Genomic DNA, 17586 nt, shown 5'->3' on the forward strand with positions numbered 1-17586 from the left:
CGGTGGAATTAACTAATCTTAGAAAGCGCTACGCGTTCGCCTGTTACTACGGAAAAAGATTAGAGATATGAAAATGCACGTAAAGATCACCGCAAAATTGATGGCCAAAATGCACCTTGTTCTCGCGCTGGTATGGGCGATACTGACTATTCCTACCCTGCTGTGGTGGAAAAACAGCATTCTGTGGGTGTCGTTAATGAGCATTTACGCCATCGTGATTTCCCATCTGGCTGCGTACAGCGCCGCCCATGCAGAAAAAGCGGCCAGCAAGGCGATGGATAAAAGCGAAGGCGCCAGTCAGAAAGCCAATCAAACCGCCAACAGCCTTCAAGGCAATGCGCGTCAGGCACATTAATCCCTGCGTAAATGCAGAATACCGAATGCTCTGAATTTTATTCCTGCTCTGTTTCCAAAGATTCTGATTTAATGATTTCATAATCAAAGGGATATCTGATTTTCAGCGTGTTTAAATCCATTTTGAAAGCGTGATCTACCGCACACTTCGCACCGCATTAACCGAAGCGAATGTCTACGCTTAAAAGATAGCCGGGAAAAACCCGTATTTGTTACGACAAAAACCGGAGGTCCTGAACACCATGTTCAACCAGAAACTACAGACTGCCGAGGATATCGAGTTCGATATTGCAGAAGAGCTGCGCTATGAAACCGATCCCTGTGAGTTAAAACTGGATGAGATGATCGAGGCAGAGCCGGAACCGGAAATGATTGAAGGGCTGCCGGCGTCCGATGCCCTTACGCCCGCTGACCGCTACCTTGAACTGTTTGAACACGTCCAGTCGTCGCGGCTGTTTGCGGACAGCAAAACCTTTCCCGACTGCGCGCCGAAGATGGATCCGCTGGATATTTTGATCCGCTATCGCAAGGTGCGTCGCCACCGTGATTTTGACCTGGCGCGCTTTGTAGAGAATCACTTCTGGCTACCGGAGGACTACAGCAAAGAGTACGTCTCTGATCCCGGCCTGTCCCTGAAAGAACATATCGATAATCTGTGGCCGGTGCTGACGCGCGAGCCGCAGGATCACATCCCGTGGTCGTCGCTGCTGGCGCTGCCGCAGGCCTATATTGTGCCCGGCGGGCGATTCAGCGAGACCTACTACTGGGACTCTTACTTCTCCATGCTGGGGCTGGCAGAAAGCGGTCGTAACGATCTGCTGAAATGTATGGCCGATAACTTCGCCTGGTTGATTGAGCGCTACGGCCATATCCCGAACGGCAACCGCACCTACTATCTCAGCCGCTCCCAGCCGCCCGTTTTTGCCCTGATGGTGGAGCTGTTTGAAGAGGACGGCGTGCGCGGGGCGAAGCGCTATCTTGAGCACCTCAAGATGGAGTACGCCTTCTGGATGGACGGGGCGGAATCGCTGCTGCTCAATCAGGCCTATCGCAGTGCGGTTCGTATGCCGGATGGCTCATTGCTCAACCGTTACTGGGACGATCGCGATACGCCGCGGGATGAATCGTGGATTGAGGACGTTGAAACTGCCCGTCATTCTGGTCGTCCGCCGAACGAGGTGTACCGTGACCTGCGTGCCGGGGCAGCCTCAGGATGGGATTACTCATCCCGCTGGCTGCGCGATCCTGCGCGGCTGGCCAGCATCCGCACAACACAATTTATCCCCATCGATTTGAACGCATTCCTGTTCAAACTGGAGAGCGCTATCGCCAACATCTCCGCGTCGAAAGGGGATAAAGAGACGGCTGATCTGTTCCGCCAGAAAGCCAGCGACCGGCGCGCGGCGGTAAACCGCTATCTGTGGGACGAAGAGAACGGCTGTTATCGTGATTACGACTGGCGGCGTGAAGCCCTGGCGCTGTTCTCTGCGGCCAGCATTGTGCCGCTGTATGTGGGCATGGCGACGCATGAGCAGGCTGAACGGCTGTCCGATGCCGTTAAAGCCCGTCTGCTCACGCCGGGCGGTATTCTTGCCACCGAATATGAAACCGGGGAGCAGTGGGATAAGCCGAACGGCTGGGCGCCGCTCCAGTGGATGGCGATCCAGGGGTTCAAGCAGTACGGCAACGACTCGCTGGGAGATGAGATCGCCTGGAGCTGGCTGCACACGGTGAACCATTACTACAAAACCCATCATAAGCTGATTGAGAAGTACCACATCGCCAGCAGCACGCCACGCGAAGGTGGCGGGGGGGAGTATCCGTTGCAGGATGGCTTCGGCTGGACGAATGGCGTGGTGCGGCGGTTGATTGGGCTGTATGGGGAGCCCTGAGTCTCACCCCTCACCCTGACCCTCTCCCCTGAGGGGAGAGGGGACTTAACGGTGCGGCCTTTTCTCCCTCGCCCCTTTGGGGAGAGGGCCGGGGTGAGGGGGAAAATAATCAGCGGATCACCTCATAAATGGCAGTCTGGATGGACTGCCATTTTTTTGTGCTGGCATCGGGCTGCGTCTTCGCGCGGCGCGTTGCCATATCGGCGTCGTGCTGCTGGCGTTTCACCACCGCAGGGACGGTACAGAATGCTTTCAGGTACTGCTTACGCATAGGCGTCAGCGATTCCCCGTTCGCCATCGCATGGCTAAGCGTATTAATAAAGCGTCGGCAGGGCTTTTGCTCTGTCATTTGCAGGCGGTAGCGCAACATTACTTCCAGCACATCGTCGTAGCCTGCCGACAACGCCTCCTCCGTCCATGACATTTTCCAGTCCATCCCGCCCTGCAAAAACAGGAGCGCCACCCGGGTATCGTTGCGGCTAATCGCTGAACGGAAGTTGTTTTCATCCCAGGTGACACCCATCCGCGTCAGCGTTTCTCGCGAGGAAGGCGTTTCGCGCATCTCCTGCACCGGTGCGGGAGATGCCGTACTGGCCACAGCCGGCTGCGGTTTACTGCTGTTCACCAGCCAGAATCCCCCCACGACAATCGCGATAACCATCACGCCAACCGCTCCCCACAGCACGCCGGAAATCAGCTGTTCGCGCTGCTCTGGCGTACGCGTGGCACGCTGAGTCGGTTTTTCTATACTGTCGCGCACTTCAAAAAGATCGCCGCCTGTGGTGCGGTCCATTTTTTGCGCCTTTTCCCAGAACGCGTGCAGCTCGCTTTCGTCCACCGCCATCAGCGCCGCCGGGTTAACGCGTGTCCGCCCTTCCTCAAACGCGCGCTGAACGGAGCGGGTGATCTGCGTGTAATAGCAGTCGAGCAGCTGGATTTGCGCTCCGCTTAACGGCTGCTGCACGGTGATGCTGTTGCGGATTTGTCGAATATCTTCGAGGAAGGTTTGCAGGGTTTTGCGGGGCTCTACCAGCAGCGTCAGCATGTCCGGGGCGTTAAACAGCGGCGCGTAGTAGCGGCTAAATTCTTTTTTATCCACCAGCAGCTGGGCCAGTTCGCTGAATAACATGCCGCTCAGAACATCATTAATTTCACCGTTTTTCAGCCAGCGACGCACGCGTTCAGCGTTAAACAACGTCTTAAGATGATTATTCAGCCGCACCGGATCGGGCCACGCCTGCTGTATCAGCCCTTTAATCATCAGCTCAATGGCACGCACCTGTTTCTGCGCCTGAAGCTGGCTCTCCTTCTCTGGCACCCTCCCGGTTTCGTAGGTCAGGAGGGGCTGTTGCAGACGCAGATATTCAAGGGAGGTGACGAAGCGCATCGCCGCAATCAGCTGATTTTCGCTGACATCCTGCCCGCTTTCATACTGGGGAACACGCTGCTGAAGCAAGCGTAATTGCAGCGTAAAGGCCGTCATTTCCGCATCATTCAGGTTCAGCTTCCTGGCTACAGCGCCCCACCCGCCCAGCCCCAGGCGGGCGCTATCCAGTTGCTCCAGAAACCAGCGTGGATCTTTTCCTTCAGAAACATGTACATTCAACAGAAGTAAAATTTCAACAGACGCCTGACGGATCGCCGCCAGACAGTGTTCAAACTGTTCGCGGGTATGATGCGATGAGCTAATCATCATTGTTTTCCTTGAGAGACAATGAGTACCGCTAAAGCGGCATTAAAAGTCGTTTTTCTTTTTATTTATATGAGGTTAAACATACCTGACTTTCTGTTGAAATAAAGTGACAACCTTATAATCATTTGCAATGTCTCCGGAGGATCGTCATGCCCGCCTTAACCACCGCGCGTCTCACCTGCTCGCCGCTGCAAGAGCAAGACTGGCCCTTTTTTCTGTCGCTACAGCAAAATCCTGAGGTAATGCGTTTTGTCGCCCCTGCGCGTAGCGAGGCGGACATTCGGGAAGCCTTTGAGTCTCGTCTGTTGCCGTGGACGCCGGGCAGTTCGCACTGGCTCTGCCTTATGGTGCGTGAGACGGCCAGCCAGACGCCGCTGGGCGTAACCGGATATGTGCACCGGGAAGCAGATTGTGCAGAAGTCGGTTTTCTCTTTGCGCCTTCTGCGCAGGGGAAAGGTTACGGCTTTGAATCTCTGCGGGCTGTGTGTAATTTTGCGCTGACTCAGGGCAATATCCGTCGGCTCACCGCGACCGTGACGGCGGGAAATATCGCCTCCAGGCGACTGCTGGAAAAAACAGGTTTTCAGCTGGAAGGTGAGTTGCGCGAGAGTTATTTCCTTTCAGGGCAATGGCATAACGACTGGCTATTCGGTTTACTGAAAAAGGAATTCCCGTTCAGTTAAACCTGATCAACAGCCATTTGGCGGATATTTCCCCGGCGGCGTTTCCTCTATAGTCGCGTCATTAAGAGGAAACGCTTATGACGGGTTATGCAATGCAGATATCTTCTGCTGCAATCGCATTAATTAAAAAACAACAGGGTCTTTCCCTGGAGAAATACCGTGACGAAAAGGGAATATGGGTTATTGGTTATGGTCACGTAATTCGCCAGTGGGAAAAATTTAACGGTCTCATCACGCCGACTGAGGCGGAGAATTTGCTTTGTAATGATATTCAATTATGTGAGGCGCTGCTGCGGGAAATGAACAAACGCCCATTAACCCAACAGCAGCATGACGCACTGATATTAACCCTCTTCAGTTTTGGGGAAGAGTCCCCTCTGCCAGAGAAGATCCTTCAGGCCGTCGCCCGGGTGTAGTACATCGCGGCTTGCGTCCGGTTTTTGACATCAAGACGCCGGAAAAGCGTCTCAAGATGGGCTTTTACCGTTGCCGCACTGATATTGAGATTACGTCCAATCTCTTTATTGGACTCTCCGGCCGCCAGTAACTTCAATACCTCACGCTGGCGCTCGCTTAACACTGCCAGTTCATCCTGAGAGGTGTGCTGCTTCAGCCACTCGCCGGGAAAACAGACCATTCCTCGCGATACAGAATCCAGCACTGCGGAAAAGCGTTCGGGATTCGCATTGCGGGGAATTATCGCCACCACGTTGCGCTGAAACATTTGCTCAACCCAACGCCGCTCTTTTTTCGTTAACACCAACACCACGCGCGACGTTGGAAAGCGATCCATAATCTCTTCCAGTAAAGCCACACCATTATCACGAATTAAATACCCATCTATCATGACGATAGCGGAGGGTGACGCGGATAATTGCGCCCATAATTCATCAGTCTGACGAGTTCCTGTCATATCTATTTTCGGAATTAACTTCTGCAAACTATACATCGCTCCATGAATAAATAATGACTGCCTGTCAAACATGATTACTCGCATCGTTTTACTCCTCTGAGAATAGCGAAGGGGGATTCTACAGAGGCATTTTTTAAGAAAAAACTCAATGAATGGAGAGGTTACAAATCACCCAGCTCTCTTTATATCTTCCAGCATTTAGACATACCTGTTTTAAGGATTTCCTTAAGAGGGTTCCTTCCCCCTTAAGACTGAACATTACAGAAACATACCGCCTGAAACTTCAATACGTTGCGCATTCATCCAGCCCAGTTTGTCACTGAGCAACGCCGCAATGGCGTCACCAATATCATCGGGCAGGCCCACGCGTCCCAGCGCTGTCTGCGAGGCCAGCAGCTGGTTAAGCTCCGCATTATCCCGCACTCGCCCGCCCCCAAAGTCGGTTTCAATCGCGCCGGGCGCGATGATATTGACGGAAATTCCGCGCGCGCCAAGCTCTTTTGCCTGATAGCGGGTCAGCACCTCCATCGCCCCTTTCATTGCCGCGTAGGTTCCTGAACCGGGCTGAGTAAAACGGGCCAGTCCGCTGGAGACGTTCAGGATCCGCCCTCCGTCTTTTATGAGCGGCAGCAGCTGTTGCGTGAGGAAAAACGGCCCTTTGAAGTGAATGTTCAGCGCATCATCAAACTGCGCCTCGGTCGTCTCGGTATAGGGTGCGTATAACCCTGTACCTGCGTTGTTCACTAAATAGTCAAAAGTGTCACGTTGCCAGACGTGTTTAAGGGTATCTTTCACCTTTTGAGCAAAGCGCGAAAAGCTTGCCGTATCGCCGACGTTAAGCTGCAATGCTGCCGCTTTTCCGCCTTTTCCCTCGATTTCGCGCACAACTTCCTGCGCCTCCTGCTGGCTGTTGTTCCAGGTGAGGATAATGCCTGTCCCTTCCGCGGCCAGCTTCAAAACGGCATTTTTACCCAGGCCGCGGCTACCGCCCGTCACTAAAGCAATACGTTCACTCATAATTCACCTCGTTTCGGCTGTGATGAAGATTGAGAAAGAGCTTATTAGATGGTAGAAAATCAATAAATAGTGCCGTGAGCGCTTCACTGTTTCATTCTTAACAACAATGACAAACATCTATGGATAAAATACACGCAATGCAGCTTTTCCTTCGGGTCGCGGAACTGGAGAGTTTTTCCCGCGCGGCGGAGACGTTAAGCCTGCCGAAGGGGAGCGTATCGCGACAGATCCAGGCACTGGAAAACGCGCTGGGCACGCAGCTGCTGCACCGCACTACCCGCCGCGTCAGCCTGACGCAGGACGGCATGGTTTATTACGAGCGCGCCAAAGATCTGCTGATGAATCTGGACGAACTGGACGGCATGTTCCTGCACGACCCTTCAACCATCAGCGGTCGGCTACGTGTGGATATGCCCGTTGCCATTGCGCGAAATGTCGTCATTCCGAAACTGCCTGCATTTTTACAACAGTTTCCCGGCATTGAACTGGAGCTGAGTAGCAGCGATCGTCTGGTCGATGTCATCCGCGAAGGATTTGACTGCGTGGTTCGCGTGGGAAACTTAAAGGACTCCGGGCTTATCGCCCGCCCGCTTGGGAAACTCTCGGTGATTAACTGCGCCAGCACGGATTATCTGACGCGATTCGGCTACCCTGAGACGCTGGACGATTTGGCTTCGCATGCCCTCATTCACTACTCCGCCACGCTGGGCACCCGTCCGCAGGGTTTTGAGTATTACAACGGCAGCGCGACCCGGTGGGTAAAAACGGGAGGCGTATTGTCGGTTAACAGCACAGAAACCTACCAGGCTGCCTGTGTCGCCGGGCTTGGCATTATTCAGGTCCCGCGCGTCGGGGTGCGTGATGCCCTGCGCACGAAAAAACTCGTTGAGATCCTGCCGCAATATCGGGCTGAACCAATGCCCGTCTCCCTCATTTATCCCCACCGCCGTAACCTCTCCCGTCGGGTGCATGTGTTTATGGAGTGGCTTACCGAACTCACAAAAGGTTACGTGGACTAGTCGCAAGCTATAATTCAGTAACATCCAGCTCAACGAAAAGGAAAATGCGCGTGACGCCGGAAAATAACCCGCAACGACCGACTCAACATTTAGATTATGAACCCATCAAAAAGATGGATAACGAGCCTGAAGCGCCGAAAGAGCCTGGAACGGCCAGCAAAGCGCTGGGCACCGTGACCGGCATAGCCGAAAAAATTCAGCAGATACCCGCGATTGCTCACCTGATACGCGCCGCTGAGCGCTTTAACGACCGCATGGGAAATCAGTTTGGCGCGGCGATTACCTATTTCTCGTTCCTGTCGATGATCCCCATCCTGATGGTGTCATTTGCCGCCGCCGGTTTTGTGCTGGCGTCTCACCCGACGCTGTTGCAGGACATCTTCAATAAGATCCTGACCAACGTCAGCGACCAGACGCTCGCCACAACGCTCAAAAGCACCATCAACACCGCCGTGCAGCAGCGTACCACTGTGGGTATCGTCGGGTTGCTGATTGCGCTCTATTCCGGGGTGAACTGGATGGGCAACCTGCGTGAGGCTATTCGCGCCCAGTCGCGTGACGTCTGGGAGCGTAGGCCGCAGGATCAGGAGAAGATATGGGTGAAGTATCTGCGCGACTTTATTTCGCTGATTGGGCTGCTGGTGGCGCTGGTCATCACGCTCTCTATCACCTCGGTCGCCGGTTCCGCGCAGCAGATGATTATCTCCGCGCTGTACCTGGATTACATTGAATGGCTGAAACCGGCCTGGCGCGGTATAGGGCTTGCCATCTCCATCTTTGCTAACTACCTGCTGTTCTTCTGGATCTTCTGGCGTTTGCCCCGCCATCGGCCGCGCAAGAAGGCGCTGATCCGTGGGACGTTGATTGCCGCCATTGGCTTTGAAGTGATCAAAATTGTGATGACCTATACGCTGCCGTCGCTGGTGAAGTCGCCCTCCGGCGCGGCCTTTGGTTCGGTGCTGGGGCTGATGGCTTTCTTCTATTTCTTCGCTCGCCTGACGCTGTTCTGCGCCGCGTGGATCGCCACGGCTGAGTATAAAGATGACCCGCGCATGCCGGGTAAAACCCACCGCTGATGTCCTGTCGGGCTGATATTTCAGCCCGATCCGCCATTTCAGCATATAAATCCAGTCCGTAACTTTTATTTAACGCAAAACCAGTTTTAATGACTGATATTTAAAAAGTGTGAAGCATTTCATAGAAGTGTTTTCGCTGGTCTGAAAATTATCCGCTTTTTGTTGCTTTTATGACCACACCACGCCTTTGTTACAGATTGAAATGTCGCTTTTGCTATGCCTAATATGGCCCTTCGTTCGTCCAAAAATAAGAAAATATTATGCAAGCAACAGCCACCACACTTAACGAAGGGGCGGAACACGTTCCGGTCAACTCGCGCAATAAAGTCGTCGTCGCATCGCTGATTGGCACCGCCATTGAGTTCTTCGACTTTTATATTTACGCCACCGCTGCGGTCATTGTCTTTCCGCATATTTTCTTCCCTCAGGGCGACCCGACGGCAGCCACGCTACAGTCTTTAGCCACCTTTGCTATCGCCTTCGTTGCGCGTCCGATTGGTTCAGCGGTCTTTGGGCATTTTGGCGATCGCGTTGGCCGTAAAGTGACGCTGGTTGCCTCGCTGCTGACGATGGGGATCTCCACCGTCGCCATCGGCCTGCTGCCGACCTATGAAACTATCGGCATTCTGGCGCCTGTGCTGCTGGCGCTGGCGCGCTTTGGTCAGGGTCTGGGGCTGGGCGGGGAATGGGGCGGCGCGGCACTGCTGGCGACCGAAAACGCTCCGGCGCGCAAGCGTGCCCTGTATGGCTCTTTCCCGCAGCTGGGCGCACCGATTGGGTTCTTCTTTGCTAACGGCACCTTCCTGCTCCTCTCCTGGCTGCTGACCGATGAACAGTTCATGAGCTGGGGCTGGCGTATTCCGTTCGTCTTCTCTGCTGTGCTGGTGCTGATTGGCCTGTACGTGCGCGTGTCGCTGCACGAGACGCCGGTCTTTGCTAAAGTCGCCGCGGCGAAAAAGCAGGTTAAAGTTCCGCTGGGGACGCTGCTGACCAAACACCTCCGCGTGACCGTGCTGGGCACGTTCATCATGCTGGCGACCTACACGCTGTTCTACATCATGACCGTTTACTCCATGACCTTCAGTACTGCCGCCGCGCCGGTCGGCCTGGGCCTGCCACGTAACGAAGTGTTGTGGATGCTGATGATGGCGGTCATCGGATTTGGTGTGATGGTGCCTGTCGCGGGCCTGCTGGCGGATAAATTTGGCCGTCGTTCAAGCATGATCGTCATCACCTCCCTGATTATTCTGTTCGCGCTGTTTGTCTTCCCGCCGCTGCTGGGTTCAGGTAGCCCTGCGCTGGTGATGGCGTATCTGCTGATTGGCCTGAGCCTGATGGGGCTGACCTTTGGCCCAATGGGCGCGCTGCTGCCGGAGCTGTTCCCGACTGAAGTGCGTTACACCGGCGCCTCGTTCTCCTATAACGTTTCGTCGATTCTGGGCGCCTCGGTAGCCCCGTATATCGCCACCTGGCTTCAGGCGAACTATGGCCTGTTCTATGTGGGTGTCTATCTGGCAGCAATGGCAGCGCTGACGCTGATTGCGTTGCTGCTGACGCATGAGACGAAGCATCAGGCGCTGTAAGTGAATGCCGGGGCGAGGCGCGGGGATGCGCCGAGAGGGCGGGTCGCCAGGGTGGTGGCGACTGAGCCACCCTGGCACGTTCACCGGTCATGTCGTGACAGAGTAGCAAGGAACATAAAGTGAACGGAATGACCACCAGAGCCGTATGTTCCCCCTCACCCCAGCCCTCTCCCTCAAGGGAGAGGGGGCCGTCTGTGCAGGCATTATTTTGTGGGGATCCCTCAACCCACAGGGAGAGGGAGAAACGGGACTACTTCTTCATCTGCGACAAAATCGTCCGACACTGATTCGCTTCGCCTTCTGACGGCGAAATCAACGCCAGCAGCGCCGCCGCAGGGGTGACCAGCGTAGCGAGCGCGGCGGCGACCGCACCACGCGCAATCAGCGGCCCAGCCTTCACGCCCGCCTGCGGATCTTTAAAGGTTCCGCGAACGTACAGCGGCGAGCGCAGGGTGATGATACGAATGCCTTTACTTTCCGGATCGATGGTTAAATCGAGCTGCTCGGACGCCATGCTGGCGGTACCGGTGACGTTGATAACCGCGTTTTCCGTGTCGAAGGCGAAGATCTGCGGACGCGCCACGCCGTTGACCAGATCCAGATTTGCCGCCGCGCAGTTAACGCGTACTTCGTCGTCACCGAAGATTTGCCCGATGATAAAGTTCCCGACGTTCAGCCCCAGGATCTCCATCAGGTTACGGCTCACCAGCCCGTCGTTCATCAGCAGTTTCAGGTTGCCGTTTCCGCTGCCCAGCAGCGCCGCTACGGAGTTACCCGTGCCGCGAATATCCGCGTCGCCGTTCATCTCACCGAGGGTTTTCTGCATCAGCTCCACGTCCGGCATCAGCTCTTTCAGCTTCAGCCGACGCGCCTGGATCTCCGCCCTTCCCTGCATCGGCTTTTTATCCCCCTCCAGGTGGATATTCGATGAAATGGTTCCCCCGGCCATGCCAAACTTCAGCGGTTGCAGGCGCAGGTCGGCGTTTTTCAGGATGATATGGGTCGAGAGGTTGCTCAGCGGCAGCGTGCTGCCATGCTCGATTTTACGTCCTTTGAAGCGCACATCCGCATCCATCACGTCCCATTTGTCGGTTTCGAAGCGGTCATAGGGCAGCACTTTACCCGCAGGCTGAACGTCCTTTTTAACCTCTTTAGACTTCGTGCCTTTGCCCGAATCTACGCCAATCAGCGGACCAAGATCGGCCAGACGCAGCTGGCGGGATTCAACGTCCCCCTCCAGTTTCGGGCGCGGTTTACCGGTGGTGTAGGTCAGCGTGCCGTGGATATCGCTGTCGCCGATGCGGCCGTTGAATCCACGGTAGTCAAAGACGGACGATTTTTCGGTGTTGATTTTGGCAACCAGGTGCCCGTCCGTTTCAAACGGCGGAGTATCCGGCAGCAGTACGCCGGTGAGATCGTACAGTTCCCCCAGCGAATCACCGGCAAACTTAAGCTGGAGGTCGACGCCGCCCATGTTCATCGGGTCGTTAACCGTGCCCACGAACGCCACGCGGGTATTGCCGGAGCGAAAATCCGCCTGCACCGGGAACGGCGTGCCCTCGCTCCTGAGCGCCAGCATGCCGCCGATTTTGCCTTTACCGGTGAGCGGCTGGCCGTTGTAGCGCCCTTTCGCCGTCAGGCCAAAGACGTAATCGCCCGCTTTGCTGTCATCGCCTTTGGCTTTGCTGCCCGTTACTTCGCTAAACGGCAGCGGCTTGCCCAGCGGATCGACGAGGATCTCCACGTCAGCCTTACTCACTTTATCGTCAATGGCGATCCGCCCCCGATCGAACAGAATATTGTCGAGGCGGAAAGACCACGAAGAGGGCTGCGCATTCTGATCTTTATCGCCGCTGCTGGCGAGATCGAACGTCCAGTTGTTGTTTTTCTCTGACAGGCGAATCAGCCGCGCGTCGGGCTGCTGGAGTTTGATCCACGGCAGATACACCGTTTTGGTTAACAGGGCTAACGGCGCCAGCGTGGCTTCCACTCGCGGCAGGTGGATCATGGTTACTTCGGGGATGTCGGGCGGGTTACCGAGAATAATATCGTCGGCATGAACGTGCGGCCAGGGCACCCAGCTCCGCCAGCCAGTTTCCTCTTTCTGGCGCTCCCACACGACGCCCAAATCGCCACGTATTGCGAAGGGGCGGTTCAGCTCGGTTGAGACTTTCTGGTTGATGGTCGGTTTGAGGCGGTTCCAGTCAAACGTGGCGATAATGATGATTAAGACCACGATCAGCAACAAGAAAATCCCTGCTGTCCAGGAAATCACCCTGGTTGTTTTTGTCATTGTTGTCCCCTTTCCTGATGAACTTGCCTCTAAAACTATAGTTCAGACAAAGGGAAGCGGGCAGATCAGAGGCTGGTTATCACCTTTTCCAGGGTATCCATGGGGACAGGACGAGAGAGGAAATAACCCTGTGCCGCCGCTGCCGGAGAATTTTGCACGTCGCGCCACTCCTCCAGCGTTTCTACGCCTTCCACAATGACGCCCTGGCAATAGCGGTTCATCAGTTGCAGGAGCATCGTAAACAGGTTCCGTCCCTCCGGCGTCTGGCGCAGCATGATAAACAGATCGCGGGCCACTTTGATGTAGTCATAACGCACTTCGCTCAGGGCGGAGAAATTGGCCATACCGGTACCGAAATCATCCAGCCACAGCGGGCCAAACTCACACATCGAGGCAAACGAGGAGTCCTGCGGCAGCTGAACATGTTCCACCAGCTCGAAGCGCATCCACGGCAAGGTAGCAATCAGCGCCTGCAACGTCGCATTCTGACGTAACGCCATCAGGGTGGGGCCATCCACGTTCACCGACGCCAGAATACCGTGCTGCTCGAAGAACGCCTGCTTCGTCGCCAGCATTCTCAGCTGCTCTTCCAGCACGTCGATACGCTGACGCACGGCAACCTCCGCAAAATAGCGGTCCGGTGCAATACGCTTTGAAGGATTCGATGGATGAGTGACGACCGTTAACACCTCAATCGCCATTAACCGACCGTCGGTACGGTAGATGGGCTGATAAGTGTACGCTCGCTCACATTGCAGCCAGTAGCGATGCTCCTGCAAGTTCTCAATACTTGCCTCAGGCGTAGTGCTCAGCCGCTGGATAACCTGCTCTGACTTCATTTCGGATGTCCTGTTGTATGGGATAGCCTTTCTGGACTCGTCACTGAGTTATCGGCCCGCCAGGTGAGAACTTTATGTTCAATTCACCGGGAAAATGAAATTAAGATGACAGAAATATGCCGGAATACGCGCTGGCTCAAAAAAAATAATGGAACGTCGTTTTAATATAGTTGACCATAAAAAACACACAGCGCACACTACCCTTAATTACTTTGTTCAGGTTCACGACTATGTCTAAAAAAATTGCCGTGATTGGCGAATGCATGATTGAGCTGTCCCAGAAAGGCGCGGAAGTCAGCCGCGGTTTTGGTGGCGATACATTGAACACCTCCGTTTACATTGCCCGTCAGGTCTCCCCCGACGCGCTGAGCGTGAGCTACGTTACCGCGCTGGGAACGGACAGCTTCAGCCAGCAGATGCTGGAAGCCTGGCAGGGTGAAAACGTTGGGACCTCGCTGATCCAGCGAATGGAAAACCGCCTGCCGGGTTTGTACTACATCGAAACCGACAGCACCGGCGAGCGCACCTTCTATTACTGGCGTAATGAAGCGGCCGCCAAATTCTGGCTGGAAAGCGAGGCCGCCGCTGCCATTTGCGAAGAACTGGCGACCTTCGATTATCTCTACCTGAGCGGGATCAGCCTGGCGATCCTGAGCCAGGAGAGCCGTGAAAAGCTGCTGTCACTGCTGCGCGAATGCCGTGCCAATGGCGGTAAGGTGATTTTCGATAACAACTACCGTCCACGTTTGTGGGCCAGCCGCGAAGAGACGCAGCAGGTCTACCAGCAGATGCTCGAATGCACCGATATCGCCTTCCTGACGCTGGATGATGAAGATGCTCTGTGGGGCGAAAAACCGGTTGATGAGGTCATCGCCCGGACGCAGGCTGCCGGGGTCAGCGAAGTGGTGATCAAGCGCGGGGCGGAGTCTTGCCTGGTGGCGGTTGCAGGTGAAGCCGTGACAGAGGTCCCGGCGGTGAAGCTGGCGAAAGAGAAAGTGATCGATACCACTGCGGCGGGAGATTCTTTCAGCGCGGGGTATCTGGCGGTACGTCTGACGGGAGGTACGCCGGAAGCGGCGGCGCAGCGCGGTCATTTAACGGCCAGCACGGTGATTCAGTATCGCGGAGCGATTATTCCGCGCGAGGCAATGCCTGCTTAAGGACTGGGCGGGCTGATGCCCTCACCCTAACCCTCTCCCACAGGGAGAGGGGACGCAGGGCTTACTGGCCCTGCGGAATATCGCTCGCATCCTGATGTAAATCATCGGCTGCCGTTTGCGCTGGCTGCGGCGCCGTCGCCATGATGGCGTTCCAGGTGGCCTTCAACTCTTTCATATCATATTCCGGCTCACCTTTCGGCTGTAACAGAATCAACGCCATATCCTGCGACAACTGCTGGCGCAGATCCTGATTCAGCATCTCCACGGTCAGACCGTTCAGGAAGTCCTGACGCAGTTTCTGATACTGCTCCGGCGCGATATCCACCACCTGATTCTGCAAGGAGCGAATGCGCTGGCTGATTAAGATATCGGTATCGGCGCGGGCATAGGTGGCGAACAGTTTCTGCAATTCAAGGGATTTCTGCGCCACCAGCGCGTTAAACTCCTCTTCAGACAGGCCCTCTTTACGCACTTTAGCCAGCTCTTTCGCCACCACGCCGAGATTGGCATTGAGCTTATCGCCCGGCGATTCCACGTTAATGGCGCACTGGGCGCGCTGGAACAGCACACGGCAGTCAAAGCCCAGGCCAATATCTTTCACGTTGTTCTTGCTGAGCGTCTGCTGAACGTGCCAGAACAGCGCTTCACGCGCGAGATCCGCACGCCAGTAACGCAGCAGCGCAGAAGACTCGCGGATCGGCTGCCAGGCCGTATCCCACATCATTGAAAGACGATCCTGACGCACGGTATCCGTCATGATGCTGACCGTCTCAGGACGCAGCGGGGACAAGGTAGGAACAGGGGCAGGCGTTTCACGCTTCCCTTTCAGATCGCCAAAGGCTTTGTTGATCTGCTCTATCACCGCACGGCTGTCCACGTTGCCCACTACAATGAGGGTCATGGCATCCGGGGTGTACCACTGCTGGTAGAAAGATTTCACCTGCTCTGCATCCACCGGCTGTTTCAGCGGTTCTGCCGGGTCGTGGCCAAGCAGCGTGGACCCTTTCAGGCGGTAGCGCCACCAGCCTTCTTTGGTATCCGTCGGCCAGGTCGCCACCATGTCGCTGTTGCTCAACGCATAGTTTACGGTCTCAGGCGTAATCGCCAGTTTGCCGGTGGCATCGGATAGATAGGTAAGCGCTTCTTTAAGCAGATCGTTACGGTTGTTGGGCAGGCTCAGGTTAAACATGGTGTAGTCATAGGAGACCACAGCCGGGGGCAGCGGGCGTTTCGGATCGATGGCCTGTTGCCATAAAGAACGCACCTGAACCGCCTGCAAACTGCCGCTCTGGGTGAGCGCCAGTCGAGGAATAAAGTGGCTTAAGCCGGTCTGCTGGGTGCTTTCAGTGAGGGAGCCGGTATTCACAGAAAGACGGATTTCAATGCGATCGCTCGGACGTTGCGGAGTGGATAATACCTGCCACTGAAAACCGTTCGCCAGTGTTCCCTGTTGCCAGGCCGGGTCTGGCTGGAGCGCATCTGCCTGCACATAACTGGCTGCTGCCATCATCAGCAAACCGCCGGTTAAGAGTCGAATTTTTGTGCCCTGCATGTGAACCCCTGATCAACATTCCTGGTTAAAGAGAGTGTCTCGCGACGTGAGCACTCAAAGATGACGATGAAAACCTTCCGATTAGACAGCGTGTTCGGCTAAACGTCACGGGCGGAAGTGAAATATACCCAAAAAAAATCTTGTCGAATTATGACAGGTATGAACGGTTATTATGCGCAGGTGCCCGCATCCCCACAAGGGAATACGGGCATTTATGAGGGATTAAGAGGATAAACCGGGGGTTTTGTCCTCAGATGTGCGGTTATTCAGCGTATCGTTAAGCTTCTTGTGATCCAGCTCTTTCACCCACTTCGCCACCACAATCGTCGCCACGCCATTGCCGACCAGGTTGGTTAACGCACGGGCTTCAGACATAAAGCGGTCAATACCGAGGATCAGGGCCAGGCCCGCCACCGGCAGATGGCCCACCGCCGAAATGGTGGCCGCCAGCACGATAAATCCGCTGCCCGTTACGCCCGCCGCCCCTTTTGAAGAGAGCAGAAGCACCACCAGCAGCGTAATCTGATGGAAGATATCCATGTGGCTGTTAGTGGCCTGGGCAATAAAGACCGCCGCCATCGTCAGGTATATCGAGGTGCCATCCAGGTTAAAAGAGTAGCCCGTAGGAATAACCAGCCCCACCACTGACTTACGGCAGCCCAGCTTTTCCATTTTATCGAGCATACGCGGCAGCGCGGACTCCGAAGAGGATGTGCCGAGGACAATCAGCAGCTCTTCACGAATGTAACGGATAAATTTGAAGATGCTGAAGCCGGTCGCACGGGCGATGGAGCCGAGCACCACCACCACAAACAGAATACAGGTGATGTAGAAGCAGACGATCAGCTGGCCCAGCTGTACCAGCGTGCCGACGCCGTATTTCCCGATGGTGAAGGCCATCGCGCCAAAGGCGCCAATCGGGGCCAGACGCATAATCATGTTGATGATGCCGAAGATAACCTGCGAGAAGCTTTCAATGACGTTAAAAATCAGCTGGCCTTTGCTGCCAAGACGGTGCAGGGCAAAGCCAAACAGCACGGCAAACAGCAGTACCTGGAGGATGTTTCCGCTGGCGAACGCGCCAATCACGCTGCTCGGGATCACGTCCAGCAGAAAGGCAACAATCCCCTGATCTTTCGCCTGTTCAGCGTAAACCGTCACCGCTTTCGCATCCAGCGTGGCCGGGTCAACGTTCATGCCCGCGCCAGGCTGTACCACGTTGACAATAATCAGGCCGATAATCAGCGCGATGGTACTGACAATCTCGAAGTACAGCAGGGCAACCGCCCCCGTACGCCCGACCGCCTTCATGCTTTCCATGCCAGCGATACCGGTCACCACGGTACAGAAAATGACCGGCGCGATGATCATTTTGATGAGCTTAACGAACGCGTCGCCAAGCGGTTTCATCTGCGCGCCCAGCTCCGGGTAGTAGTGACCGAGCAGAATACCGATGGCGATGGCTGTCAGGACCTGGAAGTAAAGACTTTTGAAGAGTGAGGTTTTCATAGG

General features: G+C 55.3%; 15 protein-coding genes. 8 read left to right on the top strand and 7 right to left on the bottom strand.

The window, feature by feature from the left end:
* The first annotated feature begins 67 nt into the window (after window positions 1–67).
* Together O1724_RS22025 and O1724_RS22030 are read left to right on the top strand one after the other, a co-directional pair.
* Complete coding sequence (locus O1724_RS22025) at window positions 68–355, top strand: hypothetical protein (protein ID WP_003861213.1); 288 nt, start codon at window positions 68–70, stop codon at window positions 353–355.
* A gap of 241 nt (window positions 356–596) precedes the next feature.
* Entirely contained in the window at window positions 597–2246 is a 1650-nt protein-coding gene (locus tag O1724_RS22030) for an alpha,alpha-trehalase (protein ID WP_003861211.1), read from the top strand.
* Between the two features lie 109 nt (window positions 2247–2355).
* Here the strand turns inward: O1724_RS22030 and O1724_RS22035 are convergent, their stop codons facing one another.
* Window positions 2356–3942, bottom strand: coding sequence for an STY4199 family HEPN domain-containing protein (locus tag O1724_RS22035; RefSeq protein WP_023314994.1), 1587 nt, complete (start codon window positions 3940–3942; stop codon window positions 2356–2358).
* Between the two features lie 146 nt (window positions 3943–4088).
* Here O1724_RS22035 and O1724_RS22040 point away from each other — a divergent pair, with 146 nt between their 5' ends.
* Both O1724_RS22040 and O1724_RS22045 read left to right on the top strand, forming a co-directional pair.
* The gene (locus tag O1724_RS22040; protein WP_109949069.1) at window positions 4089–4622 is read left to right on the top strand and encodes a GNAT family N-acetyltransferase; all 534 of its coding nucleotides are present in this window, start codon (window positions 4089–4091) and stop codon (window positions 4620–4622) included.
* Between the two features lie 77 nt (window positions 4623–4699).
* Window positions 4700–5038 (top strand): lysozyme, encoded by a 339-nt coding sequence (locus O1724_RS22045; RefSeq protein ID WP_003861206.1) that lies wholly within the window; start codon window positions 4700–4702, stop codon window positions 5036–5038.
* On the opposite strand, the gene O1724_RS22050 is transcribed toward O1724_RS22045, so the two are convergent.
* Window positions 5017–5619, bottom strand: coding sequence for a helix-turn-helix transcriptional regulator (locus tag O1724_RS22050; protein WP_003861204.1), 603 nt, complete (start codon window positions 5617–5619; stop codon window positions 5017–5019). The genes O1724_RS22045 and O1724_RS22050 overlap by 22 nt on opposite strands.
* A gap of 174 nt (window positions 5620–5793) precedes the next feature.
* Entirely contained in the window at window positions 5794–6552 is a 759-nt protein-coding gene (locus O1724_RS22055) for an SDR family NAD(P)-dependent oxidoreductase (protein ID WP_032608088.1), read from the bottom strand.
* A 119-nt stretch (window positions 6553–6671) separates the two neighbouring features.
* Between O1724_RS22055 and O1724_RS22060 the strand changes: the two genes are divergently transcribed.
* From O1724_RS22060 to O1724_RS22070, 3 genes are all read left to right on the top strand, one after another.
* The gene (locus O1724_RS22060) at window positions 6672–7571 is read left to right on the top strand and encodes a LysR family transcriptional regulator (RefSeq protein ID WP_126297460.1); all 900 of its coding nucleotides are present in this window, start codon (window positions 6672–6674) and stop codon (window positions 7569–7571) included.
* A gap of 50 nt (window positions 7572–7621) precedes the next feature.
* Window positions 7622–8647, top strand: a complete 1026-nt coding sequence (gene yhjD, locus O1724_RS22065) for an inner membrane protein YhjD (RefSeq protein WP_003861199.1) — start codon at window positions 7622–7624, stop codon at window positions 8645–8647.
* Window positions 8648–8907: 260 nt separating this feature from the next.
* Window positions 8908–10230 carry an MFS transporter gene (locus tag O1724_RS22070; protein WP_045336183.1) on the top strand — a complete coding sequence of 441 codons (1323 nt, stop codon included), beginning with the start codon at window positions 8908–8910 and terminating at the stop codon, window positions 10228–10230.
* A gap of 250 nt (window positions 10231–10480) precedes the next feature.
* On the opposite strand, the gene O1724_RS22075 is transcribed toward O1724_RS22070, so the two are convergent.
* Together O1724_RS22075 and pdeH are read right to left on the bottom strand one after the other, a co-directional pair.
* The gene (locus tag O1724_RS22075; protein WP_017693812.1) at window positions 10481–12523 is read right to left on the bottom strand and encodes an AsmA family protein; all 2043 of its coding nucleotides are present in this window, start codon (window positions 12521–12523) and stop codon (window positions 10481–10483) included.
* 65 nt (window positions 12524–12588) lie between these two features.
* On the bottom strand, window positions 12589–13362 hold the full coding sequence (gene pdeH, locus O1724_RS22080; RefSeq protein WP_023314999.1) for a cyclic-guanylate-specific phosphodiesterase: 774 nt from the start codon (window positions 13360–13362) through the stop codon (window positions 12589–12591).
* 230 nt (window positions 13363–13592) lie between these two features.
* Here pdeH and kdgK point away from each other — a divergent pair, with 230 nt between their 5' ends.
* Window positions 13593–14522 carry a 2-dehydro-3-deoxygluconokinase gene (gene kdgK, locus O1724_RS22085; protein ID WP_003861191.1) on the top strand — a complete coding sequence of 310 codons (930 nt, stop codon included), beginning with the start codon at window positions 13593–13595 and terminating at the stop codon, window positions 14520–14522.
* A 61-nt stretch (window positions 14523–14583) separates the two neighbouring features.
* On the opposite strand, the gene O1724_RS22090 is transcribed toward kdgK, so the two are convergent.
* On the bottom strand, window positions 14584–16074 hold the full coding sequence (locus O1724_RS22090; RefSeq protein WP_003861190.1) for a M16 family metallopeptidase: 1491 nt from the start codon (window positions 16072–16074) through the stop codon (window positions 14584–14586).
* Between the two features lie 222 nt (window positions 16075–16296).
* Window positions 16297–17583: a C4-dicarboxylate transporter DctC gene (gene dctA, locus O1724_RS22095; RefSeq protein ID WP_414539623.1), complete on the bottom strand. Its 1287-nt coding sequence runs from the start codon at window positions 17581–17583 to the stop codon at window positions 16297–16299.
* Between the last annotated feature and the right edge of the window lie 3 nt (window positions 17584–17586).

The organism is Enterobacter cloacae complex sp. HYC074_NIDB, assembly GCF_056673345.1.